The sequence below is a fragment of the Stenotrophomonas maltophilia genome (genome assembly GCF_023518235.1).
Taxonomy (GTDB): domain Bacteria; phylum Pseudomonadota; class Gammaproteobacteria; order Xanthomonadales; family Xanthomonadaceae; genus Stenotrophomonas.
Genome location: NZ_CP090423.1, coordinates 1,486,341 through 1,509,259 on the forward strand (window position 1 = coordinate 1,486,341; position 22,919 = coordinate 1,509,259).

Below are 22,919 nucleotides of genomic sequence, written 5' to 3' on the forward strand. Positions count from 1 at the left end.
CCGTTAATCAAAGCCCAATCTTGATTGCTGCACGGTTCTCGGTGGCAGTCCGAGAGGAATGATGTTCTCTCTGCGTAGCCAATCAAGCCATCGCCCAAGTTCGGCCGGTGTGAAGCGTGCTTTGCGCTCGTGCCAGTTTTCGCGAACATCGGAGATGATCTGCGCATCCGTCGGTTGAACACCATCGATCAGAAAATCGTTCCATACCGCGAAAAGTGTGGCGATGATCTCGACTTCTTCGGTCTTCTTGTCTGCCAGGGCGTAGATCAGACGGTCAAATTCAGTCTTCTGGCCGGGCGACATCAGTGCTTCGGCTTTCGCTGCTGGCTCCGACAACGCCGACAAACAGCGGTATTCCGTCTTTTTCCCGCCGTTAGCCAAGGTCTTTTCATTGACTTCGAACCAGCGCTTGTCTTGACCTTGCCGCTCGAAATCATAAATCCAGGTATCCAGTGGCCCAGCAGCTTCACGTTCGGGTTTCAGATTCAGTTCCAAGCCGACGTGCGCTTGCGCCAAGTACATTACCTTGGCGGCGGCAGTGCGACCGAAGTATTGGGCAGTGGCGAGCTTGTTGATCGTATAGCAGCCGATGCACGCGCGGTAGGTGGCGAGGTCAATAACTTGGGCTGTTGAACGTGATGATCGCTGGGTATCTTCAACTGCGCCACCTTGCGATTGCGCACGAACCAGAGCACTCAGCAATTCTGTCTGCTTGCTGGTGTTGGCGTCGATCTGCTGCTCTAGCGAGTCACATAGAGCCATAATTGCGTCTATTTTCTCAACGATGCGGTGCTGTTCGGAAAGTGGCGGGAGTGGGACTAATGTTTCCTTCACCTTACGAACATTCAGATTAGGCTGCGCAGCCCCTTCCGCCATTTTTCGTATTTCCTCATAGATCTTTATAAAGAAATACTTCAGGTACTTCTTCACGCCGATGGAAGAGTCAAAAAATACCATGGCGGCAATCGCCTGGTTTGTGGCCCCAGCAATTGTCAATTCGCTTATTTGGCCCCTTGTTTTTCCTTGACCATATAGTGCAATAATTAAAGAGCCCGAAGGAAAAACCTTGCAGTTGGTTTCTTTTATTGCCTTTTCTGTAATAAAGGTTTCTGGCTTGCCAGCAAACGACTTATTCGTTGCAGAGCTAGTGTACCAGGGCACGTCCCCACCATAATAATCTCTATTTGTTGTAGCAGGAGTTGAACCAGTTCCAACATCAACTATATCGATAACACGCACCCACTCCCACCCCCGCGGCAACGTATACGGTTTTTCTTCCTCTGTCACTGGTGGCAAAGGCTTGGGCTTTTTGATCTTACCTTCCTTCACCAGACGCTGTTTCTCAACCTCGATCTCTTTCAACAATTCGCTGGCGGGCTGCTCGTCCGAGTTTTGCGGGACGAGTTTGCCCATCACCGCCAGTTGCAGGATGGCCTTGCGGAGTTCGGCGACGTTTTCCTTGACGGTGTAGAGCTCGCCGAAGTTTTCGGCGAGGAAGGCCAGAGCGCGCTGGTGCTGGTCGGGTTCGGCGATGTTCAGCAGTTGCTTGATGGCCGCGTTATGGACGATCAGGCGTTTTTCCTGCTGTGCATTGCGGATCCTTTCTAGTTCGTCACAGCGTGCAATCAGTTCATCAAATTTATTAACGATACGGGCTTGCTCTTCCATAGGAGGAATAGCAATCGGATACGCCAAGAAAGGACCTCTATTGATATGCGTCATAACTAGTCCATGCGCATGATCACTTTCAGCCAATTGGCGTATTACCCATTTCAGAAGCCAGAACAAATACTTTTTGTTTACAAGCGAAGCTGGCAGCACTCGGAAAATATGTTGATTAAGTACACCTTCTTCTCCATGCCAAATGTAGGCATCAAGTGTTGCCGACCAGGAAACGAGAATATCGCCTTTTTTCACCAAAATGGATTGATCAAAATCTTTTCGGGTTCGATTAAATACTGAACTTCGACCCGAAAGATTCTGAATTCTAATGATAGGCCGGCCAGTCTTATCCCAGTCACTTTGTTTAAATGCCGCGCCATTGATGAACTGCCCTAAATCAACAAGCCTGCACCACGCCCACGTACTTGGTGGGTGAAAGCGTTTCTCACTTTCTTCGATAGAAGCGGCGGCCTTTTCTCTCTTGACACCTCCTCCATTCATTGCTTCTACCATTCGAGCACGGCTGCGCTCCAACAGTTCATTGGCAGGCTGATCGTTCGGATCCTGCGGCACCAGCTTGCCCTGCATGGCCAGCGTCAGGATCAGCTCGCGCAGTTTCTTGATGCCATCTGGTGCGGAAAAGGCGGTATCGAAGTGCTTTTCCAGCAATTCGGCCGTGTGCTTATTCATGATCGCCTCCCAGTTCACGTTCGATCTGTTCGATGCTGGGCAGGCTGGTTTTCAGTTCTTCAGGAAGGGATTCAATCAATTGGTATTCCGCCCCGCCTATAGGCTGGGTCTTGTCGCGCAATGCGTATTCGGCCACCACGGTGTTCTTGCTCTTGCACAGCAATAAGCCGATGGTGGGGTTGTCCTGTTCGGCCTTTACCTGCATATCCACGGCGGTGAGGTAAAAGCTCAAATGGCCAAGGTGCTGCGGTTTGAACTTCTCGGCTTTCAGCTCGATGACCACGTAGCAGCGCAGCTTTAGGTGGTAGAACAACAGGTCGATAAAGAAGTCGTCACCGCCTACTTCCAGATGAACCTGGCGGCCGACGAAAGCGAAGCCCGCACCCAGCTCCAGCAAGAACTGGGTTATGTGTTTGATCAGCGCTGACTCGATATCCCGTTCGTTCGCTTCCTGGCCAACGTGCAGGAAGTCGAACAGGTAGGGATCTTTGAGGACTTGCCGGGCCAGATCGGTTCCCTGCGCGGGGAGACGCTCGGCGAAGTTGGTGATCGCCTGGCCTTCCCGCTCCAGCAAATGGGATTCGATATGAATTTCCAATGTGGCGCGTGACCAGCCCTGTTCCACGGCGCGCTGGGCATAGGCCAGGCGCTGTTCGGGTTGCTTCAGTCTGGCCAGCAACACCAGGTTGTGGCCCCAGGGCAATTGTCCAACAGCCTGTTGGACAACTGCCGCGTCCGGCCAGGCGTCGGCGAAGGAACGCATGTACATCAGGTTGGCGCGGGAAAAGCCCTTCATCTCGGGAAAGGCTGTCCTGAGGTCGTGCGCAAGCCGCTCGATGACCTTGGCTCCCCAGCCCTGCTCGGCCTGCCGTTGCAGGATGTCACGACCGATCTGCCAGTAGAGATGTACCAGCTCGCGGTTAACGGCCAGCGCGGCCCGCTGCTGGGCACTGTGGATGCGGTTCTTCAGCTCGCCCAACCAGTTGGCGTAGCCTTCCGGGGCCGACACGAGAGACACGGGCTTGTCGCTCATTCCGCCTCTCCGCTGGTGGCCTTGAGCGCGGCCAGCAGTTCGGTTTTCAGCGCTTGCTGGGCAGCGTGCAACTGGCGGGTGATGTCCTGGTATTCGGCCATCAGCTCGTCCGGATCCACCAGTTCGACGGCCACCTCATGCGGGTTCTTGCAGGCCAGGTTGTAGCTGCGAGCAGCCAGATCCTTGGCAGGTACCTTCCAGGCATGCTCGGTAATCTTGCGTCCCTTACGCTGCGGGCCGCCCCACCAGGACTTCTCAAGGTCGAACTCCTCAATCGTCAACGGCTTGGAGCGGGAATAGCTCTTGTAGCCTGCCGGGTAGGGGTGCTCGAAGAACCATACGTCCTTTGTGGGACCGCCCTTCTCGAAGAACAGGATGTTGGTAGCGATGCTGGTGTAAGGGGCGAACACGCCCTTGGGCAAGCGCACGACGGTGTGCAGGTTGAACTCTTCCAGCAATTCGCGCTTGAGCGTGGTTTTCACCCCCTCGCCGAACAGGAAGCCATCCGGCAACACCACCGCAGCGCGGCCCGTGTCGTGCTTGAGCAGGTGCATGATCAGCGCCATGAAAAGGTCGGCGGTCTCGCGGGTCTGGTGCTTGGCGAGGAAGTTCTTCTCAATACCATCCTCTTCCATGCCACCGAATGGTGGGTTGGTGATGATGATGTCCACCCGATCGCGTGGGCTATAGTCCTTGAAGGGGCGAGAGAGTGTGTTGTCGTGGCGGATACGGGTAGGCACGTCGATGCCATGCAGCATCATGTTGGTCATGGCCAGCATGTGCGGCAGGGGTTTCTTCTCGACGCCATGGATGTTCTCTTGCAGCAGCCGGTTGTCATCTGGCGTCTTGACCTGCTTCTTGAGGTGTTCGATGGCGCAGGTCAGGAAGCCGCCCGTGCCGCAGGCCGGGTCGAGGATGCTTTCGCCGAGTTTCGGGTCGAGGATATCGACCATGAACTGCGTGACCGCACGCGGGGTGTAGTATTCGCCCGCGTTGCCAGCCGACTGCAGGTCGGCGAGGATTTTCTCGTAGATGTCGTTGAACAAGTGCCGGTCGCTGGACGAGTTGAAATCCACGTCGTCTTCGATGGTGTTGATCACCTGGCGCAGCAGCGTGCCGGACTTCATGTAGTTGTAGGCATCCTCGAACACCGAGCCGATCACCCGGCCTTGCGCGGACACGCCCGCCTTGGTGGCAAGCTGTTTCAAGGACGGGAAGAGATCGTTGTTGACGAAGTCGATCAGCTCTTCACCGGTCATACCTTCCGGATCCTTGGCCCAGTTGCTCCAGCGAAAGCGGCTTTGTAGCGGTGAGCGGTAGCTGGACTGGGTGAGTTCCCACTCCTGTTCCTTGTCGTCAAAGATCTTCAGGAACAACAACCAGCAGATCTGGCTGATGCGCTGGGCATCGCCATCGACGCCGACATCCTTGCGCATGATGTCCTGGATAGCTTTGATGAGAGTTGCAAGTGACATGAATACTTCCTGGGTCTAGTTCTGATCAGGCGCGGTAGAGCTCACGCTCGAGCTCGCCAACGGCCTGCTGGTATTGGGTCTTGCCACCAAAGGCACGCACCAGTTCGATCGGTGTGCCCAGGCGGTTGAAGGGGGCGATGGCGAGGATCTGCGTTTCCTCGATGGCGGCCACGCCTTCGTCGGCATACTTGTCGAGCAGGGCTTCGAGTACCTTCTGCGCTTGCTCGCCGTACTTGGCGAAGTAATGGCGCTTCTTGACCTGCTCAGCCCGCTCCTTGCGCGTGAGAGGGGGTTGATCCCAGGCCACGTGGCATAGCAGATCGAAAGGGTCGAAATCCTTGCCTGATTGCTTGTCTACCTCCTCGGCCAAAGCCTCGAAGAAGATGCCCTGATGAGCCAGCTCATCGATGATGGCCTGCTTCTTCTCGGCCTTGCTCCAATGGCGCAGGAAATCGTCGAGCGACGCGAACTCCTTGGCCAGGGCATTGCGGGTGTAATCCTTCAGGGACTCGGTGATCAGTTTGCCGTTGGCGTCGAAATACTGCACCCGCTCGGCCACCACCTTGACCTCGACGTTGGCGACAACGTAACGGCGCACGTTGCTGCCTTCCTCACCTGGCAGCGGTTCGGCTACGCCCCCGGGGTACGTGGGGTTATCATCCGGCGTGGGATAGGTGAATTCATCGTCAGGCGACGCCTCCCCATCTTCTTCATCTGGAGGAAGTGGTGACTCGCCTGGGCCTGGCTCATAAATCTGCACGGGATCGCCATCGAAAGCCGGATCGGCGAACAGCTCGGTCGCCTTCTTGAAATCAAGGATGGTGAACCAGTACTTGTCGAAGTCCTCGTTGATACGCGTTCCGCGACCGATGATCTGCTTGAATTCGGTCATCGACTGGATGCGCTGATCCAGCACGATGAGCTTGCAGGTCTGAGCATCGACGCCCGTGGTCATCAGCTTAGAAGTGGTCGCGATGACGGGGTATTTGCTTTCCGGGAAGATGAAGTTGTCCAACTCCATCTTGCCTTCTTCGTTGTCGCCGGTGATGCGCACGACATAGCGGTGGTTCTGCGCCACAAGGTCGGCGTTTTCGTTGACCAGCGCCTGGCGCATGCGTTCGGCATGGTCGATGTTGTCGCAGAAGACGATGGTCTTGTCGAAGCGGTTGCTGGCTTTCAGGTATTCGCTGATCTTGCGCGCCACCACGTGCGTGCGCTGTTCCAGCACAAGCGTCTTGTCAAAATCACGCTGGTTATAGATTCGGTCTTCGATCTCGTTGCCGTGCTTGTCGAGCATGCCCTTGTCGGGACGCCAGCCGGTCAGGTCTTTGTCCAGGTCGATGCGCACCACCTTGTAGGGCGCGAGAAAGCCATCGTCGATGCCCTGGCGTAGCGAGTAGGTATAGATGGGCTCACCGAAGTAGTCGATGTTGGATACGTCCTTGGTTTCCTTGGGCGTAGCGGTCAGGCCAATCTGTGTGGCGGAATGGAAATACGTCAGGATCTCGCGCCAGGCCGAATCTTCGGCGGCGCTGCCTCGGTGGCATTCGTCGATCACGATCAGATCGAAGAATTCCGGGCTGAACTGCTTGTAGATGTTCCGTTCTTCTTCGTTACCGGTAACGGCCTGGTAAAGCGACAGGTAGATCTCATACGACTTTTTGGCCTGCCGCTTCTGGATCTTTGTCATCGCTGCGCCGAACGGCTTGAAGTCGTTGGTCATGGTCTGATCGACCAGGATGTTGCGGTCAGCCAGGAACAGGATGCGTTTCTTGGCACGCGACTTCCACAACCGCCAGATGATCTGGAAGGCGGTATAGGTCTTGCCTGTGCCCGTGGCCATCACCAGCAGAATGCGCTTCTGCTCTTTGGCAATCGCCTCGATGGTCTTGTTGATGGCGAGCAATTGGTAGTAACGGGGCGTCTTGTTGCTACCGTCGCTGTAGTAGTCCTGGGCTACCAGGGCCTGTTGCTGTGTGCTCAGCCCTTGATGCTCTGCCCACCATTGCCACAGCGTATCGGCACTGGGGAACTCATCCAGGCTCAGTTCGCGCTCGATCACACCGTCCTTGGCGATCTTGTTGTGGAACAGGAAGCCATCTCCATTGCTGCTGAATACGAAAGGCACTTGCAGCATTTCGGCATAGCCGAGGGCCTGTTGCATACCCGAGCCGATGGCATGCTTGTTGTCCTTGGCTTCGATGACGGCAATGGGCAGGTTGGGCTTGTGGAACAGCACGTAGTCGGCGCGCTTGTGCTGACCACGTGTGTGCAGTTTGCCGCGCACGATAATGCGCCCCTTGGTCAGCAGAAACTCTTCGCGTACCTGGGTCAGGACGTCCCATCCAGCCCCTTCTAGCGCTGGCGTGATGAACTTGGTGCAGATGTCACGTTCGCTGAGCGCCTGCTTATTCATAGGATGTTGCTCCTTCCATGTCGGCATTGCCCGTTGCTTCTACCCATCGCCCGCCGCCCAGCAATCAATCCCGCATCCTATTCCATGCGCCTGCCAAGCTTTACCTCAACTGCGCAATACCCTGCCCCCTTCCCGCCCGGGTGGAAACTTAAGGAATTCAGCCTCAGGCTGGCTAAGTCGTTCGGAGCCCGACACCCGCCCAATGCTATGAATTCTGCGGACACGAAGATATCACTGCTGCAAAGAGAAAAGGCGCCGCAGCGCCTTTTCTCTAACTGCATCACACCCGCAATTTCACTCCCACTCAATAGTAGCCGGAGGCTTCCCCGAGATGTCATAAACAACCCGCGACACCCCCCGCAACTCATTGATGATCCGGTTGCTCACCGTACCCAGGAACTCATACGGCAGGTGCGCCCAATGCGCCGTCATGAAGTCGATCGTCTCCACGGCCCTTAGCGCAATCACCCACTCATAAGCGCGCGCATCCCCCACCACGCCCACCGACTTCACCGGCAGGAACACGGCAAACGCCTGGCTGGTCTTGTCGTACAGATCCGCCTTGCGCAGCTCATCAATGAAGATGGCATCGGCCTTGGCCAGCAGTTCGGCGTATTCGCGCTTCACTTCACCCAGGATACGCACGCCCAGGCCCGGGCCCGGGAACGGATGGCGGTAAACCATGGTGCGCGGCAGGCCCAGCTCAACGCCCAGGCGGCGCACTTCGTCCTTGAACAGTTCGCGCAGCGGCTCCACCAGGCCCAGCTTCATGTGCTCCGGCAGGCCGCCCACGTTGTGGTGGCTCTTGATCACATGCGCCTTGCCGGTCTTGCTGCCGGCCGACTCGATCACGTCCGGGTAGATGGTGCCCTGCGCCAGCCACTTGGCGTTCTTCAGCTTGTTCGACTCTTCGTCGAAGATCTCAACGAACAGGTTGCCGATGATCTTGCGCTTGGCTTCCGGGTCGCTCACGCCTTCCAGCGCGGCGAAGTAACGGTCGGCGGCATTCACGCGCACGACCTTCACGCCCATGTGCTCGGCGAACATCGCCATCACCTGGTCGCCTTCCTGCCAGCGCAGCAGGCCGGTATCCACGAACACGCAGGTCAGCTTCTCGCCGATGGCCTTGTGCAGCAGCGCGGCCACAACCGACGAATCGACGCCGCCGGACAGGCCCAGGATCACCTCGTCATCGCCCACCTGTTCGCGCACGCGGGCGATCTGGTCGTCGATGATGTTGGCGGCGGTCCACAGGGTCTGGCAGCCGCACACGTCCACCACGAAGCGGCGCAGCAGCGCCTGGCCCTGCAGGGTGTGGGTCACTTCCGGGTGGAACTGCACGCCGTACCAGCGCTTTTCTTCGTTGGCCATGGCGGCCACCGGAATGCGGTCGGTGGTGGCGGTGATGGTGAAGCCCGGCGGCGCAACGGAGACGTGGTCGCCGTGGCTCATCCAGACATTCAGCTTCGGCTCGCCGCCGTGGTCGCTCAGGCCCTTGAACAGTGCATCGGGGTTGATGACGTTCACTTCGGCGTGGCCGAACTCGCGCTGGTCAGCCGCTTCGGTGGCACCGCCCAGCTGCGCGGCCAGGGTCTGCATGCCGTAGCAGATGCCGAAGATCGGCAGACCGCTGTCGAACACTTCCTGCGGCGCGGCCGGCGCACCCGGCAGCGTGGTCGATTCCGGGCCACCGGACAGGATGATGCCCTTGGCGCCGAACGCTGCGATCTCGGCCGGGTTGTGGTCCCAGGCCCAGATTTCGCAGTAGACGCCCAGCTCGCGGATGCGGCGGGCGATCAGCTGCGTGTACTGCGCGCCGAAATCGAGGATGAGGATCTTGTCGTTATGGATATTGGTCATGGTGCCGTTCCAGTGGTGTTTTTCGCAGCGCCCGGCGCTTCAAGGCTCTGCGTCAGCGTGGCGATGAACGCCTCGCGTTGTTGAATATGTGAGGGGTCTTCCTCATCCCAGCGCAGCATCAGCAGGCCGTGCGGTGCGTTGGGGTTGGCGCGGTCGGCGCGCGGCAGCTCGGCGATTTCCTGCACTTCGGTGCCAGGCATGATGCGCCGTTGCAGCGCCGCCATCGAGAAGCCCGACTCCGCAGCGCCCCAGGACGCCCAGCGCACGCTCATCCGTGCGGGCTCGAGCGCGCCCAGTACCGGCGTCAGCACCGGATCATCCGGCCCGTGCAGCAGCTCGGTGATGCATTGCAGCGTGACCTGCAGCGGGCGCTCGCCGGTTCCCTTCAGCAGCCAGCGCTGCTCGCCAGCGGCCTGCATCTGCCAGCCCTTCGGCAGCGAGAACGCGTTCTGGCACGCCTGCACGTCCTTCACTTGCGAAACCGCCGCGCCCGGAGACCCGGAGCGCGGCGGCGGTTCGGACAACGAACAGCCTGCCATCAGCAGGCTGCCCGTAATCGCAAGAGCAGTTCGAAAGCGCATCAGGCGCGGTAGTTCGGCGGCTCTTTGGTGATGGTCACGTCGTGGACGTGGCTCTCACGCTGGCCGGCGCCGCTGATCTTCACGAACTTGGGCTTGCTGCGCATGTCTTCGATGGTGGCGCAGCCCACGTAGCCCATGGTGGCGCGCAGGCCGCCCATCAGCTGGTGGATGATGCCGCCCACCGGGCCGCGGTACGGCACGCGGCCTTCGATGCCTTCCGGCACCAGCTTGTCGGCGGTGGCGGCGTCCTGGAAGTAGCGATCCTTCGACCCCTTCTCCATCGCAGCCAGCGAACCCATGCCGCGGTAGCTCTTGTACGAGCGGCCCTGGTACAGCTCGGTCTCGCCCGGCGATTCCTCGGTACCGGCCAGCAGGCCGCCGACCATGATGGTCGAGGCACCGGCGGCCAGCGCCTTGCCGATGTCGCCCGAGTAGCGGATGCCACCGTCGGCGATCAGCGGGATGCGGTCCTGCAGCGCTTCGGCCACCAGGTCGATTGCGGTCACCTGCGGCACGCCGACGCCAGCGACGACGCGGGTGGTGCAGATCGAGCCCGGGCCGATGCCGACCTTCACTGCGTCCGCGCCGCTGTCCAGCAGCGCCAGTGCGGCTTCGCCGGTGCAGATGTTGCCACCGATGACCTGCACGTTCGGGAAGTTCTTCTTGACCCAGCTGACGCGGTCCAGCACGCCCTGCGAGTGGCCGTGCGCGGTATCGACCACGATCACGTCCACGCCGGCGGCGACCAGCGCTTCCACGCGGCGATCGGTATCGCCACCCACGCCGACGGCAGCGCCGACCAGCAGGCGGGTCGACAGATCCTTGGCAGCATTCGGGAAGTCGGTGTTCTTCTGGATGTCCTTGACGGTGATCAGGCCACGCAGTTCGAACGAGTCGTTGACCACCAGCACCTTCTCGATGCGGTTGCGGTGCAGCAGCTGCAGCACTTCGTCGGAGGCGGCGCCTTCCTTGACCGTGATCAGGCGATCCTTCTTGGTCATGATGTGGCGGACCGGATCGTCCAGCTCGGTCTCGAAGCGCATGTCGCGGTGGGTCACGATGCCGGCCAGCTGGCCGTCGCTGCCCACCACCGGCACGCCGGAGATGTTGTGCGCCTGGGTCAGGGCCAGCACGTCGCGGATGGTGGTTTCCGGGCCGACGGTGATCGGGTCGCGGATGACACCGGCCTCGAACTTCTTGACCTTGGCCACTTCCGCGGCCTGCTGTTCCAGGCTGAGATTCTTGTGGATGATGCCCATGCCGCCGAGCTGGGCCATGGCGATGGCCAGGCGGGCTTCGGTGACGGTATCCATGGCTGCGGACAGGATCGGAAGCTTCAGCTTCAGGTCGCGCGTCAACCGCGTTTCGAGGTTGACGTCCTTGGGCAGGATGGTCGAGTGGGCGGGGACGAGCGAGACGTCGTCGTAAGTGAGTGCTTCAGCCTGGATGCGCAGCATCGGCATACCCGAGATGTGGGGAAGCGCGACATTTTACCCTGTTTTCGCGCCGCGTGGCAGGGGGTAAATGCGACGCAGTGTCGCGCGGGCGGTGATTGGTTCAGGGCGATGGACCGGGGCCGCCGCACCGCCACGGAACCCCCACGGACATGGAACCACCACGGAACCGCCTTTGGTAGGTGCCAACCTTGGTTGGCACGCATCCATCAGGGCCATCGGCCCATCTGGGGTACCGGTGCCGGACGGATCGTGCCAACCAAGGTTGGCACCTACCAGGAGCAGGCCAACGGTCGGCACCCACCCCAATAGGTCAGCTCAGCGCTTCCGCCGCTTCCAGGGTGTTCTGCATCAACGTGGCCACGGTCATCGGGCCCACGCCACCCGGCACCGGGGTGATCCAGCTCGCCCGCTGGGCGGCGGCCTCAAACCCAACATCGCCCACCAGCCGGCCGTCATCCAAGCGGTTGATACCCACGTCGATCACCACCGCGCCCGGCTTCACCCATTCGCCCGGCACGATGCCCGGGCGGCCAACCGCCACCACCAGGATGTCGGCGTTGCGCACGGCCTGTTCCAGCACGTCCTTGGGGGTGAACTTGTGGCAGCTGGTCACGGTGCAGCCGGCAATCAGCAGCTCCAGGCCCATCGGGCGGCCGACGTGGTTGCTGACGCCCACGATGGTGGCGTTGCGGCCACGCACCGGCTGGTCGGTGTGGCCCAGCAGCGTGGTGATGCCGCGCGGGGTGCACGGGCGCAGGCCGAACTCGCGCAGGGCCAGGTGGCCGACGTTTTCCGGATGGAAGCCGTCCACGTCCTTGCGCGGGTCGATGCGCTGGATCAGCCGGCGAGCATCCGGAATGCCCGGCAGCGGCAGCTGGATCAGGATGCCGTTGATCTTGGGGTCGGCATTGAGCTGGTCGATCAGGTCAAGCAGCTCGGCCTCGGTGGTACCGGCCGGCAGATCGTAGTCGTGCGCCTCGATGCCGACCTTCTCGGCGGCACGGCGCTTGTTGCGCACGTACACGGTCGAGGCCGGGTCGCCGCCGACCAGCACCACGGCCAGGCCCGGACGGCTGCCGCCGGCGGCCACGCGGGCGTCGACGCGCACCTTCAGGCTGTCGAGCAGGTCCTCGGCGATACGGCGGCCATCAAGGATGCGGGCAGGATGCTGGGGGGCGGAATCGGTCATCGGGGGCAGGCGTGGGGCGGCGGGGACGCTATTGTCCCCGATTCACGCGCCCTCGCCCACCGCCAACTTCACCCGGTAGTGCCGGCCGCTGGCCGGCAACCTCATGACGTCGGAGCGTTTCCGTATCTGCCGGCCAGCGGCCGGCACTACCAACCGCCGGCTTCGGTAATTCCCCACACGGTAGTGCCGGCCGCTGGCCGGCAACCTCATGACGTCGGAACGTTTCCGTATCTGCCGGCCAGCGGCCGGCACTACCGGGCGCTATTCCTCTTCCGGCACATCCTGCGGGTTCAGCGTCTTGCTCTCCCGCTTCGGCGCGGTGAACGGCGTCGGCGTCGGTACCCCCTGCGGGCTGTTGCCGTAAATCATCCGCGCGCCGGCATTCAAACCCCCACCGGCAATCTCCAGCTCGAAGCGCTCGGCATCGCGACGACGGATCTGCTCGGCAATCTCCACCGCGTCATCCTCATCAGCACCCAGCTCCACCAGCGCGGCCTGACCGAACAGCACTGCCGATTCAAACGTCTCGCGGATCTGGAAATCGACGCCGGCATGGATCAACCGCAGCGAATGCTCACGGTCGAACGAACGCACCATCAGCTTGGCCTGCGGGAACTCGTGCGCCACCAGTTCAACGATGCGGTCGGCGGCCTCGGCCTTGTCCACGCACACCGCAATCGCGCGCGCAGTGGCTGCGCCGGAGGCATGCAGCACATCCAACCGCGTGCCGTCGCCGTAGTAGATCTTGAAACCGAACCGCGCCGCGCTCTGGATCATCTCCACATCGTTGTCGATGATGGTCACGTCCACGTCGCGCGCCAGCAGCGACTGGCTGGCAACCTGGCCGAAGCGGCCGAAGCCGATCAGCAGCACGCTGCCGGACAGTCCATCGGCCTCGTCCACGCCGTCCATGTTCACCGTCGGCTTCGGTGCCACGCGCTTGTAGAGCAGCACCACCAGCGGGGTCAGCGCCATCGACAGCACCACCACCGCGGTGAAGTTGGCATTGATCTCCAGGTTGATCACGCCGGCCGATGCCGCAGCGGAGAACAGTACGAAGGCGAACTCGCCGCCCTGCGCCATCAGCACACCGCGATCCAGCGCCTGCGCGTGGTCGCTGCCCATGATGCGCGCGACCACGTAGATGCACAGCGCCTTGGCCGCCATCAGCGCCAGCACCAGGCCGAGGATCAGCTGCCAGTTGCCGGCCACCACGCCCAGGTCCAGCGCCATGCCCACGCTGAGGAAGAACAGGCCGAGCAGGATGCCGCGGAACGGTTCGATGTCCGCTTCGATCTGGTGGCGGAAGGTCGATTCGCTCAGCAGCACGCCGGCCAGGAACGCGCCCATCGCCATCGACAGGCCGGACAGCTGCATCAGCAGCGCCGCGCCCAGCACCACCAGCAGTGCGGCGGCGGTCATCACTTCGCGCGCCTTCGATTCGGCCAGCACGCGGAACAACGGATTGAGCAGGAAGCGGCCGACCAGCACCAGGCCGACGATGGCACCCACGCCGATTGCCACCGACAGCCAGCGCGAGCCCTCGCCATCAGCGCTGCCCGCGCTCGGGCCCATCCACGCCACCAGCGCCAGCAACGGCACGATCAGCAGGTCTTCAAACAGCAGGATGGAGACGATCTTCTGCCCCGACGGCAGCGCGATGTCGCCGCGCTCGGCCAGCAGCTGCATCACCACCGCAGTGGAGGTGAGCACGAAACCGGTGGCGCCGATGAAGGCCACCTGCCATGGCAGGCCGAACAGCTTGGCGATGCTGGTCAGCACCAGCGCACAGGTGACGATCTGCAGCGTGCCCAGCCCGAAGATTTCCTTGCGCAGGCTCCACAGGTGCGAGGGCCGCATTTCCAGGCCGATCACGAACAGGAACATCACCACGCCGAGCTCGGCGGTATGCAGGATCGCCTGCGGGTCGGAGAACCAGCCCAGCCCGAACGGCCCGATCGCCAGGCCGGCGGCGAAGTAGCCCAGCACCGAGCCCAGGCCGGCCCGGCGGAACAGGGGCACCATCACCACCGCCGCGCCCAGCAGGGCCACGACCTTGACCAGCTCGCTGGTCGCTGCTTCTACCGCCATGCGGTGTTTTCCCCAAGATCCAGAATCGGGTTCAACAATAGAGCAATGCCGATGACGGCAATAGCACGCATGTTGCGCCGGATTGTCTTGGAAGTGGAACGATGCCCGTAGTGACCCCGAGCATCATCCCGAAACCATGCATCCGCTTCGGCGGGTTCCAACCATGCACCCGCCCCGGTAGGCGCCAACCTTGGTTGGCACAAGAGCGCCGACCAAGCTCGGCATCTACCAATGCGCACCCCGATCGGGTTCACCCGCCCCGGCAAAACGCGGCGTAATCGATATACCCCGGGAACGGCACGCCCGGCGCGCACACCGGACACTGCGGGTCGGGCCGGATGCCGGTCTCGCGGAAGCGCATGCCCAGCGCATCGAAGCGCAGCAGACGCCCCACCAGCGGCTCACCGATGCCCAGCAGCAGCTTCAGCACCTCGGTGGCCTGCAGCACCCCGGCCAACCCGGGCAGCACCCCCAGCACGCCCGCTTCGGAACAGTTCGGCGCGAACTCCGGCGGCGGCGGCTCGGGGAACAGGCAGCGGTAGCACGGCGCCACGCCACGCTGGCGGCCAGCGTCAAACACGCTTACCTGGCCGTCAAAGCGCTCGATGGCGGCATACACCAGCGGCTTGGCGTGCTTGATGCAGGCGTCGTTGAGCAGGTAGCGCAGCGGGAAGTTGTCCGAGCCATCCAGCACCACGTCCACGCCCTCAAGCAGCGCATCCACGTTCTCGGAAGTGACCCGCTCGGGCACCGCCTCGACGTCGATGGAGGGGTTCAGCGCCAGCAACCGCTCACGCGCGGAATCGACCTTGAGCTGGCCGACGCTGGCCTCGGTATGCACGATCTGCCGGTGCAGGTTGCTCCGCTCGACGCGGTCATGGTCGGCAAAGCGCAGGTGCCCTACCCCAGCGGCCGCCAGATAGAAGCCAGCCGGTGCGCCCAACCCGCCCGCGCCCAGCACCAGCACGCGTGATTGCTGCAGCCGGCGCTGGCCGGCCTCGCCCACCTGTGGCAGCAGCAGATGCCGCGAATAGCGATCAAAGAAATCGCGGTCGGCGGCGCTGGCCAGCGGCTGCACCAAGGGCAGCGACTGCTCGCGCCAGGCCACGGTACCGCCCGTCACGGAAGCGACGTTTGTGTAGCCGGCCTCCAGCAGGAACTGCGCGGCATCGGCCGAGCGCTTGCCGCTCTGGCAGATCAGCAGGATTTCCTGGTCGTGCCGCGGCAGATGCGCGGCCGGGTCGGCCTGCAGTTCGCCCTTGGCCACGCCGCGCGCGCCCTCGGCCATGCCACCGGCCCGCTCGTGCGCCTCGCGCACATCGATCAGCACCGCGCCGTGGGCCAGGCGCTCGCGTGCCCGCGCGGGGGAAAGCTCTTGGATGCTCATGGGCCGCATTATCGCGCAGACGCTGTGCGCGGGACCGCCCCGGGGTTTCCGAGGGGTAGTGCCGGCCGCTGGCCGGCAACGCCATCAACACATCAGACGATGCGAGGTTGCCGGCCAGCGGCCGGCACTACCACAAACGAAAAAGGCGGCCCTGCGGCCGCCGTTTCGTGAATCACTTGCCCTTGACGTGCTTCATCAAGCGCCGCTTGGCCTTGACCTGCCGCTCGGTGAGGACGTTCTTCTTGCCCTCGTACGGGTTGGCACCCTCGCGGAAGATGAAGCTTACCGGCGTGCCGATCAGCTTGAAGCGCTTGCGGAAGAAGTTCTCCAGGTAGCGCTTGTACGATTCCTGCAGCTCCTTCAGGCGCGTGCCGTGCACGATGAAGGTCGGCGGGTTGGCGCCGGCCGGGTGCACGTAACGCAGCTTGGAGACATGGCCGCGGATGGTCGGCGGCGGGTTGGTCTCGTACGCCACTTCCAGCGCCTTGTTCACTTCGCTGGTGGTGAAGGTCTTGTTCGCCGATTCGTGCGCGCGGTGCACGGCACGGAACAGCTCACGCAGGCCCGAGCCATGCTTGGCCGAGATGCGCACCGATTCGGCCCACGGCACGAAGCCGAGCTTCAGCGACAGCATGGTTTCGGCCTGCTCGCGCTGGTACTCGGTCAGGCCATCCCACTTGTTGATGGCGATCACCAGCGCGCGGCCGGCGTCGAGCACGGCACCGAGCACGGTGGCGTCCTGGTCGGTCACGCCTTCGGTGGCGTCCAGCATCAGCACGGCCACCTGGCACTGCTCGATCGACTGCATGGTCTTGACCACCGAGAACTTCTCGACGACCTCGTCCACGCGCGAACGGCGGCGCAGGCCGGCGGTATCGATCAGGCGGTACTCGCGGCCGTCGCGCTCCAGGTCCACCGCGATCGAGTCGCGGGTGGTGCCCGGCACGTCGGAGGCGATCATGCGCTCCTCGCCGAGGATGCGGTTGACCAGCGTCGACTTGCCCACGTTCGGGCGGCCGACGAAGGCGATGCGGATGCGGTTCGGATCGTTGTCCAGCTCTTCGCCGCTGCCTTCTTCCGGCAGGCGCTGGATCACCTCGTCCAGCAGGTCGTCCAGGCCCTGGCGATGCGCGGCCGAGACGGTCAGCATTTCGCCGAAGCCGTAACGGGCAAACTCCGAACGCACGCTGTCCTCGTCGGTGCCGTCGATCTTGTTGATCAGCAGCAGCGTCGGGCGCGACAGCTTGCGCAGCCAGGCCAGGATCTCGTCGTCCAGCGCCGAGGTGCCCTCACGGGCATCGACGACGAACAGGATCAGATCGGCTTCGGCGGCAGCCGCCCGCGCCTGGCGCGTGGTGGCACCCGCCAGGCCTTCGTCCTCACCGGCAATACCGCCGGTATCCACGACGAGGAAATGGTTGTCCTCGTCGAGGCGGCAGACGCCGTAGTTGCGGTCACGGGTGACGCCGGGCTGGTCATGGACCAGCGCGTCACGGGTGCGCGTAAGCGCATTGAAAATAGTCGACTTGCCGACATTCGGCCGTCCAACCAGGGCGACCAAAGGCAGCATCGCGATTACTCCAATTTTTAATTTGCCAACCGGAAGGCGGTCAGCTTGCCATCCACGTTCTGCACCAGCAGCACCCCATCCGCCACGACCGGCTGGGCCAGCAGGGCATCGCCACCGCTCTTGGCCCGTGCCGCCATGGCACCATCGGAGGTGCGCAGCCAGTGCACGTATCCCTTGTAGTCGCCGACCACCACGTAGTCACCGTGCAGCGCCGGACCGGTCAGCGAACGACGCGCCAGCTCGGTCTGCGACCACATGGCCGCGCCGCTCGCCTTGTCTAGGCCGAACACGCCGCCCTTGTTGTCGGTGACGAACACATTGCCCGACGACACCGCCACACCACCGGCACCGCCATGGTCGCGCGCCCACAGCGGGCGACCGGTCGGGCCTTCGATGGCCATGGTCTGGTTCTTGAAGCTGCTCACATACAGGGTGTTGCCCTCGAGCACCGGCGCGCCGTCGACGTCGGCCATGCGCTCCAGCTCGGTACGGCCTTCGCCGTTGCCGAGGTTCTGCTCCCACAGGGTACGCCCATCCTGTTGGGCCAGGGCTGCAACCGAACCCTCGTCCTTGCCGATGAACAGCACGCCCGGGCCGGTCACCACCGGCGCGTTGCCACGCACGGTCAGCGCCGGCAGCTCGCTGGGGTTGAACCACTTCTGGGTGCCGTTGCCGGCGTCGAAGGCAGTCACGCGGCCATCGTTGCTGCGCACGTAGACCAAGCCCTGGGCCACGGCCGGTGCGGCAATGACTTCACCCGGAACACGGGCGCGCCACTTCTCGCTGCCGTCGTTGATGTCCAGGGCGATGACCTGGCCATCGAGGGTACCGACCACGACCAGGTTCTCACCGACACCCGGGCCGCCGGACAGGCGCAGCTTGGCCTTCTTCTTTTCCTTCTTCGGCTCCCAGGTCCAGGCCTTCTTGCCGGTCTCCAGGTCGATGGCATGCACGCCACCGGTGATCGCCGCAGCGAACACGTGGCCGTTGGCCACCGCCGGGCCCTGGCGCACGCCGATACGGCGCTCGCCCTTGCCCAGGTTGACCGACCAGATCTTGTTGACCTTCACGGTCGGCTCGAACTTGACCAGTTCAGCCGGCTCCTGCGCCTTCTTCGCTGCCGCGTCCTTGCCGGCGAACCAGCCCTTCATGGTGCTGCAGCCGGTCAGGGCCATGCCCATCAGGAGCACGGTGGCGACGCGGGTGATCATGACCTTCTGACTCATCAAACCGACTCCGCAGGGGCGGCGACGGTGCCGCCGGCGTCCATAACCTTGGTTTCCAGCAGACGCCGCTGCGGCGCTGCCACGTCCAGCGACTTCAGCGCCTTTTCGTACTGTGCACGGGCGTCATCACGCTTGCCCTGCGCCAGCAGCGCATCGCCATGGATTTCCAGGCTGCTGCTGTCGGTGGCGCTGCCCAGCAGCTTGATCGCCTCGTCGCTCTTGCCGGTGGCCACCAGCAGGCGCGCCACGCGCTGGTCGACCACGCGCTGCAGGTCGCCTTCAACCTTCACCGCGCGCAGGGTCGCCAGGGCTTCTTCGTTCTTGCCGGCATCGACCTGGGCCTTGGCCAGCTGCAGCGCCGCGAGGTCGCCGTAGATGCTGGACGGGCCGGCCTCAAGCGCCTTGACCGCCTTGGCGGCATCGTCGAGCTTGTTCTGCTGCAGGCCTTCGAGCGCCTTCTGGTACTCGACATTGGCCGAGGCCAGCTTGCCGCCCTGATCCTTCTGGTACCACTGCCAGCCGGCAATGGCACCGATGGCGATGACCACGCCACCGAGGATGCTGGCGCCATTCTTCCGCAGCCAGCTGCGGACGCGTTCACTTTGTTCGTGCTCGTCGAGCAGATCGTCGATCGCCATGCGTACTCTCGCCCCGCCCATCGGGAGGGACCATTGGGTTTAATCGAAGGTGGTGAAACCGCGCCTCAGTGCGAAACCGGGACTACGGAGCCTTCAGAGGATACCTGAAAGCGTGCCACGTTGGCTCGCTGGTAGGGGGTCAGATCGACGATAGCGCCATTCTGCTGAACCTGGACCGCCGAGGCATTGCCCAGGGTCACCCGGGCCACCTGGCCGGGGGTGAAGCTGCGGCTCTCGCCGGACTTGATCAGTGCCTTCTCGACGGTGCCACCGTCCGGGCCACCGATATCGACCCAGCTGTCGCCGCTGAACTGCATCTCCAGCGTGTTGCCGGCTGCCGCCGGGGCCGGCGCAGGACGCGGCACCGGCGCCAGCGAGGCCACGTACGGGGTGGCTGCCGGCTTGCTGGCCGGCGCGCTGCCGGCATCGGCCGGCGCGGCAGGCTCGACACCGGCCGCGGACGGGGCCACTGGCACCGCCGCCGGAATCGCATCCAGCGATGCGGTGCTCGGCGAGGAGCTGGCACTGCCATCGAAATGGCCGCGGGTGGCGAACCACACCGGCACCGCCAGCACCGCGGTGATGCCGACATACAGCACGCGCCGGCCAAGATTCTCGGCAATGCGGCGCGCGCGCGGGGTATGGGTATGGCTGACCAGCGTCGGCGGCACTACCGGCCCGACCTGGGCCTGCTCGAGCAGCTGGCTGATATCCACGTTCAGCAGGCGCGCATAGCTGCGCAGCTGGCCGCGCACGAACACCGGCGCCCCCAGCTTCTGCCATTGTTCTTCTTCCAGGGACTTCACCACCTGGACGGGCATGCGCAGGCGCGAGCCAACGTCTTCAAGGGTCAGTCCGGCCGCCTCACGGGCCTGGCGAAGGCGGGTGCCACAGCCGGCCGCAGTCTCGAGAGCGCTCACAGTCTGGTCATCAATCACAATGCATCAACCCTGGAGTTAGGAGCCCGCATCCTGCGGAAATTCCTGTCGAATCCGCTGCAGATAGCGATCAGATGCCGCCCGATCGCCCAGCCGCGCTTCGATTTGAGAGGCAAGTTGTAACACGGAACGTGTTGCCGGTGCAGCCGCCATACGGCGCTCGGCGAAGGCGCGAGCCTCCATGTAGCGGCCCTGGCGGAAGCTCAGTTGCGCCATCGCCTCCAGTGCAACCGGGTTGCCGGGCACCGTCGCCAGCGCGGCGCGCAGGTCGCGTTCGGCACGCTCGAACTGCCCGGCATCCAGCGCACAGCCCCCGGCGTTGGCCTGGGCTTCGGCCGGCGTGGGATAGCCCGGTGCCTGCAGGGCGCGGTCGAACCACGCCAGCGATTCGGCCGGGCGTCCCTGCTGGCAAAGCCAGGCGCCATAGTTGTTGAGCACGTCACCCCGGGTCGGGGCCAGCTCGGCGGCCCGACGGAAGCCCTCGCCGGCCTGCAGGGTACGGCCACGACGCTCATCGATGCCGGCCAGCAGCACCAGCGCGTCCGGTTCGCCCGGGGCCAGTTTCATGGCTTCGCGTGCCTTGCGTTCGGCACCGTCGAGATTGCCGACCTGCATGTCGCGGGCCGCCAGCGTGAGCAGGTCGTTCAGGCGCACCTGGCGGCGCACCCCGTCCGGGTCGCGCACCGAATACACCGGCGCCTCGCTCGGTCCGAGCCTGGCCTTGGGATGGGATTTGCAGCCGCCGACCGCGAGGGCCAGCGTGCCTGCGAACAGGACCAGCCAGAGGCGGTCAGGCCGCGGCATCGCTCCCCTTCCCCGCCTGCAGCGTCTTGTTGAACTCGGCCTGGCGGCGGGTGCGGTCCATCACCTGGCCCTTGAGCTGGCCACAGGCGGCGTCGATGTCGTCGCCACGGGTGCGGCGGACCATGGTCAGCACGTTGCTGTCCAGCAGGATCTTCTGGAAGGCGCGGATATGCGCCTCTTCGGAGCGCTCGTAGCGGGTGCCCGGGAACGGGTTGAACGGAATCAGGTTGACCTTGCCCGAGTCCCTGGCCTGTACCGCGTTGTCGAACTGGTGCATCAGCCGGGCCAGCTCGCGGGCATGCTCGGGCTTGTCGTTGATGCCCTTCATCAGGGTGTACTCGAAGGTGACCGATTCGCGGCGCTTGTTGGCGCGCAGGTAGCGTGCGCACGAGGCCATCAGCTCGGCGATCGGGTACTTCTTGTTCAACGGCACCAGCGTTTCGCGCAGCGCGTCATTCGGCGCATGCAGGGAAACGGCCAGCGACACGTCGCTTTCGGCGGACAGGCGATCGATCTGCGGCACCAGGCCGGAGGTCGACAGGGTCACGCGCTTGTTGGCCAGGCCGTAGCCCAGATCGTCGCGCATCACGCTCATGGCGCGCACGACGTTGTCGAAATTCATCAGCGGCTCGCCCATGCCCATCATCACCACGTTGGTGAGGCGGCGCATCTGGTGCGGCACGTTGCCCAGGTGGCGCGCCGCGACCCACACCTGGCCGATGATCTCGGCGGTGGTCAGGTTGCGGTTGAAGCCCTGGGTGGCGGTGGAGCAGAACGTGCAGTTCAGGCCGCAGCCGACCTGCGAGGACACGCACAGCGTGCCGCGGGTCTTGTCCGGGATGTACACGGTCTCGATGGCGTTCTTGCCATCCACGCCCATCGCCAGCAGCCACTTGTGGGTGCCGTCGGCGGAGGGCTTGTCGAACACGATGTTGGGGACAACGACCTCGGCATGGGCCTGCAGCTTGGCGCGCAGGACCTTGCCGAGATCGGTCATTTCATCGAAATCGGTGACGTAGCGATGGTGGATCCACTTCATCACCTGATGGGCACGGAACTTCTTTTCGCCGAGTTTTTCGACGAAAAACTGTTCCAGGCCCGCGCGATCGAGGTCGAGCAGGTTCTGCTTGCCAGCCGTGGGTGCCGACTTGGGCAGCGGCTGGATGGCGGGGGACTGTACGACCTCGTTCACGGCATTACTCTCAGCGCGAAACGACTTCGGTGGCGGCGAAGAAGTAGGCGATTTCAATCGCTGCATTCTCGACCGAGTCCGAGCCGTGGGCGGCGTTGGCATCGATGGATTCGGCGAAGTCGGCGCGGATGGTACCGGCGGCGGCTTCCTTCGGGTTGGTGGCGCCCAGCAGGTCGCGGTGGGCCAGGACGGCGTTCTCGCCTTCCAGGGCCTGGATCATCACCGGGCCGGAGATCATGAACTCGACCAGCGCGTTGAAGAACGGACGCTCGCGGTGCACGGCGTAGAAGCCTTCGGCTTCGCGGCGCGACAGCTGCTTGTACTTGGCGGCCACGACCTTCAGGCCGGCCTTCTCGAAGCGGGCGTAGATTTCGCCGATGACGTTCTTGGCAACGGCGTCCGGCTTGATGATCGAAAGGGTGCGCTCCAGCGCCATGGGATGTCTCCAATGGAATCGGGCCGCTGATGGCCCGAAGGGTAACATGAAAAAAACCCGCGTCGGGACGCGGGCTTAGCCTGATAAACGTAGGCGAATTGTAAAAGATAAAGCGGCGCCGTGGTAGTGCCGGCCGCTGGCCGGCAACCCGTGGCCGCCAGGGGGGCGGAGCCCCTGCGCGGATCCGACCCCACCGCGCCCATTCACCCACCTGAGCGGATTCTGACCGCCCCGGGCATTTTTGCTGCACTGCAAAATGCCATACGCTACCGTC

The 22,919-nt window shown here is 63.3% G+C and carries 17 protein-coding genes; all 17 read right to left on the reverse strand.

Going from position 1 to position 22,919, the window contains the following annotated elements; translation table 11 throughout:
* Window positions 1-3 precede the first annotated feature (3 nt).
* Window positions 4-2,352 carry a restriction endonuclease subunit S gene (locus LZ605_RS06915; RefSeq protein ID WP_164222243.1) on the reverse strand — a complete coding sequence of 783 codons (2,349 nt, stop codon included), beginning with the start codon at window positions 2,350-2,352 and terminating at the stop codon, window positions 4-6.
* Window positions 2,345-3,385, reverse strand: a complete 1,041-nt coding sequence (locus LZ605_RS06920; RefSeq protein ID WP_249844253.1) for a PDDEXK nuclease domain-containing protein — start codon at window positions 3,383-3,385, stop codon at window positions 2,345-2,347. The genes LZ605_RS06915 and LZ605_RS06920 overlap by 8 nt, the downstream gene beginning before the upstream one ends.
* Window positions 3,382-4,860 carry a type I restriction-modification system subunit M gene (locus LZ605_RS06925; protein WP_235651667.1) on the reverse strand — a complete coding sequence of 493 codons (1,479 nt, stop codon included), beginning with the start codon at window positions 4,858-4,860 and terminating at the stop codon, window positions 3,382-3,384. Before LZ605_RS06925 ends, LZ605_RS06920 begins: the two co-directional genes overlap by 4 nt.
* Window positions 4,861-4,885: 25 nt before the next feature.
* Window positions 4,886-7,276, reverse strand: a complete 2,391-nt coding sequence (hsdR, locus tag LZ605_RS06930; RefSeq protein WP_235651666.1) for an EcoAI/FtnUII family type I restriction enzme subunit R — start codon at window positions 7,274-7,276, stop codon at window positions 4,886-4,888.
* A 294-nt stretch (window positions 7,277-7,570) separates the two neighbouring features.
* On the reverse strand, window positions 7,571-9,136 hold the full coding sequence (gene guaA, locus LZ605_RS06935; protein WP_005413109.1) for a glutamine-hydrolyzing GMP synthase: 1,566 nt from the start codon (window positions 9,134-9,136) through the stop codon (window positions 7,571-7,573).
* The gene (locus tag LZ605_RS06940) at window positions 9,133-9,609 is read right to left on the reverse strand and encodes a hypothetical protein (RefSeq protein ID WP_306803904.1); all 477 of its coding nucleotides are present in this window, start codon (window positions 9,607-9,609) and stop codon (window positions 9,133-9,135) included. The genes guaA and LZ605_RS06940 overlap by 4 nt, the downstream gene beginning before the upstream one ends.
* Window positions 9,610-9,716: 107 nt before the next feature.
* Window positions 9,717-11,174, reverse strand: a complete 1,458-nt coding sequence (gene guaB, locus LZ605_RS06945; RefSeq protein WP_005416248.1) for an IMP dehydrogenase — start codon at window positions 11,172-11,174, stop codon at window positions 9,717-9,719.
* Between the two features lie 310 nt (window positions 11,175-11,484).
* A complete protein-coding gene (gene folD, locus LZ605_RS06950) occupies window positions 11,485-12,363 on the reverse strand; it encodes a bifunctional methylenetetrahydrofolate dehydrogenase/methenyltetrahydrofolate cyclohydrolase FolD (protein WP_049402332.1) in 879 nt (292 codons plus the stop codon).
* A 261-nt stretch (window positions 12,364-12,624) separates the two neighbouring features.
* Window positions 12,625-14,454, reverse strand: coding sequence for a monovalent cation:proton antiporter-2 (CPA2) family protein (locus tag LZ605_RS06955; RefSeq protein ID WP_249844255.1), 1,830 nt, complete (start codon window positions 14,452-14,454; stop codon window positions 12,625-12,627).
* Between the two features lie 250 nt (window positions 14,455-14,704).
* Window positions 14,705-15,841 (reverse strand): molybdopterin-synthase adenylyltransferase MoeB, encoded by a 1,137-nt coding sequence (gene moeB, locus LZ605_RS06960; protein WP_249844256.1) that lies wholly within the window; start codon window positions 15,839-15,841, stop codon window positions 14,705-14,707.
* A 172-nt stretch (window positions 15,842-16,013) separates the two neighbouring features.
* Complete coding sequence (der, locus tag LZ605_RS06965; RefSeq protein ID WP_107232312.1) at window positions 16,014-17,411, reverse strand: ribosome biogenesis GTPase Der; 1,398 nt, start codon at window positions 17,409-17,411, stop codon at window positions 16,014-16,016.
* Window positions 17,412-17,428: 17 nt separating this feature from the next.
* Entirely contained in the window at window positions 17,429-18,637 is a 1,209-nt protein-coding gene (bamB, locus tag LZ605_RS06970; protein WP_249844257.1) for an outer membrane protein assembly factor BamB, read from the reverse strand.
* A complete protein-coding gene (locus LZ605_RS06975) occupies window positions 18,637-19,275 on the reverse strand; it encodes a YfgM family protein (RefSeq protein ID WP_107232310.1) in 639 nt (212 codons plus the stop codon). Before LZ605_RS06975 ends, bamB begins: the two co-directional genes overlap by 1 nt.
* 65 nt (window positions 19,276-19,340) lie before the next feature.
* Window positions 19,341-20,213: a RodZ domain-containing protein gene (locus LZ605_RS06980; RefSeq protein WP_249844258.1), complete on the reverse strand. Its 873-nt coding sequence runs from the start codon at window positions 20,211-20,213 to the stop codon at window positions 19,341-19,343.
* 18 nt (window positions 20,214-20,231) lie between these two features.
* The gene (gene pilW / locus LZ605_RS06985) at window positions 20,232-21,017 is read right to left on the reverse strand and encodes a type IV pilus biogenesis/stability protein PilW (RefSeq protein WP_249844259.1); all 786 of its coding nucleotides are present in this window, start codon (window positions 21,015-21,017) and stop codon (window positions 20,232-20,234) included.
* A complete protein-coding gene (gene rlmN, locus LZ605_RS06990) occupies window positions 21,004-22,209 on the reverse strand; it encodes a 23S rRNA (adenine(2503)-C(2))-methyltransferase RlmN (RefSeq protein ID WP_107232307.1) in 1,206 nt (401 codons plus the stop codon). The genes pilW and rlmN overlap by 14 nt, the downstream gene beginning before the upstream one ends.
* A 10-nt stretch (window positions 22,210-22,219) precedes the next feature.
* Window positions 22,220-22,645, reverse strand: coding sequence for a nucleoside-diphosphate kinase (gene ndk, locus LZ605_RS06995; RefSeq protein ID WP_008265389.1), 426 nt, complete (start codon window positions 22,643-22,645; stop codon window positions 22,220-22,222).
* Window positions 22,646-22,919: the final 274 nt, after the last annotated feature.

Excerpts from the sequence above, each read along its gene's own strand:
- guaB (WP_005416248.1), bottom strand. The coding sequence starts at position 11,174 with ATGCTGCGCATCCAGGCTGAAGCACTCACTTACGACGACGTCTCGCTC.
- LZ605_RS06920 (WP_249844253.1), bottom strand. The coding sequence starts at position 3,385 with ATGAGCGACAAGCCCGTGTCTCTCGTGTCGGCCCCGGAAGGCTACGCC.
- moeB (WP_249844256.1), bottom strand. The coding sequence starts at position 15,841 with ATGAGCATCCAAGAGCTTTCCCCCGCGCGGGCACGCGAGCGCCTGGCC.
- folD (WP_049402332.1), bottom strand. The coding sequence starts at position 12,363 with ATGACCGATTCCGCCCCCCAGCATCCTGCCCGCATCCTTGATGGCCGC.
- guaA (WP_005413109.1), bottom strand. The coding sequence starts at position 9,136 with ATGACCAATATCCATAACGACAAGATCCTCATCCTCGATTTCGGCGCG.
- LZ605_RS06975 (WP_107232310.1), bottom strand. The coding sequence starts at position 19,275 with ATGGCGATCGACGATCTGCTCGACGAGCACGAACAAAGTGAACGCGTC.
- pilW (WP_249844259.1), bottom strand. The coding sequence starts at position 21,017 with ATGCCGCGGCCTGACCGCCTCTGGCTGGTCCTGTTCGCAGGCACGCTG.
- LZ605_RS06915 (WP_164222243.1), bottom strand. The coding sequence starts at position 2,352 with ATGAATAAGCACACGGCCGAATTGCTGGAAAAGCACTTCGATACCGCC.
- LZ605_RS06925 (WP_235651667.1), bottom strand. The coding sequence starts at position 4,860 with ATGTCACTTGCAACTCTCATCAAAGCTATCCAGGACATCATGCGCAAG.
- bamB (WP_249844257.1), bottom strand. The coding sequence starts at position 18,637 with ATGAGTCAGAAGGTCATGATCACCCGCGTCGCCACCGTGCTCCTGATG.
- ndk (WP_008265389.1), bottom strand. The coding sequence starts at position 22,645 with ATGGCGCTGGAGCGCACCCTTTCGATCATCAAGCCGGACGCCGTTGCC.
- LZ605_RS06955 (WP_249844255.1), bottom strand. The coding sequence starts at position 14,454 with ATGGCGGTAGAAGCAGCGACCAGCGAGCTGGTCAAGGTCGTGGCCCTG.
- der (WP_107232312.1), bottom strand. The coding sequence starts at position 17,411 with ATGCTGCCTTTGGTCGCCCTGGTTGGACGGCCGAATGTCGGCAAGTCG.
- hsdR (WP_235651666.1), bottom strand. The coding sequence starts at position 7,276 with ATGAATAAGCAGGCGCTCAGCGAACGTGACATCTGCACCAAGTTCATC.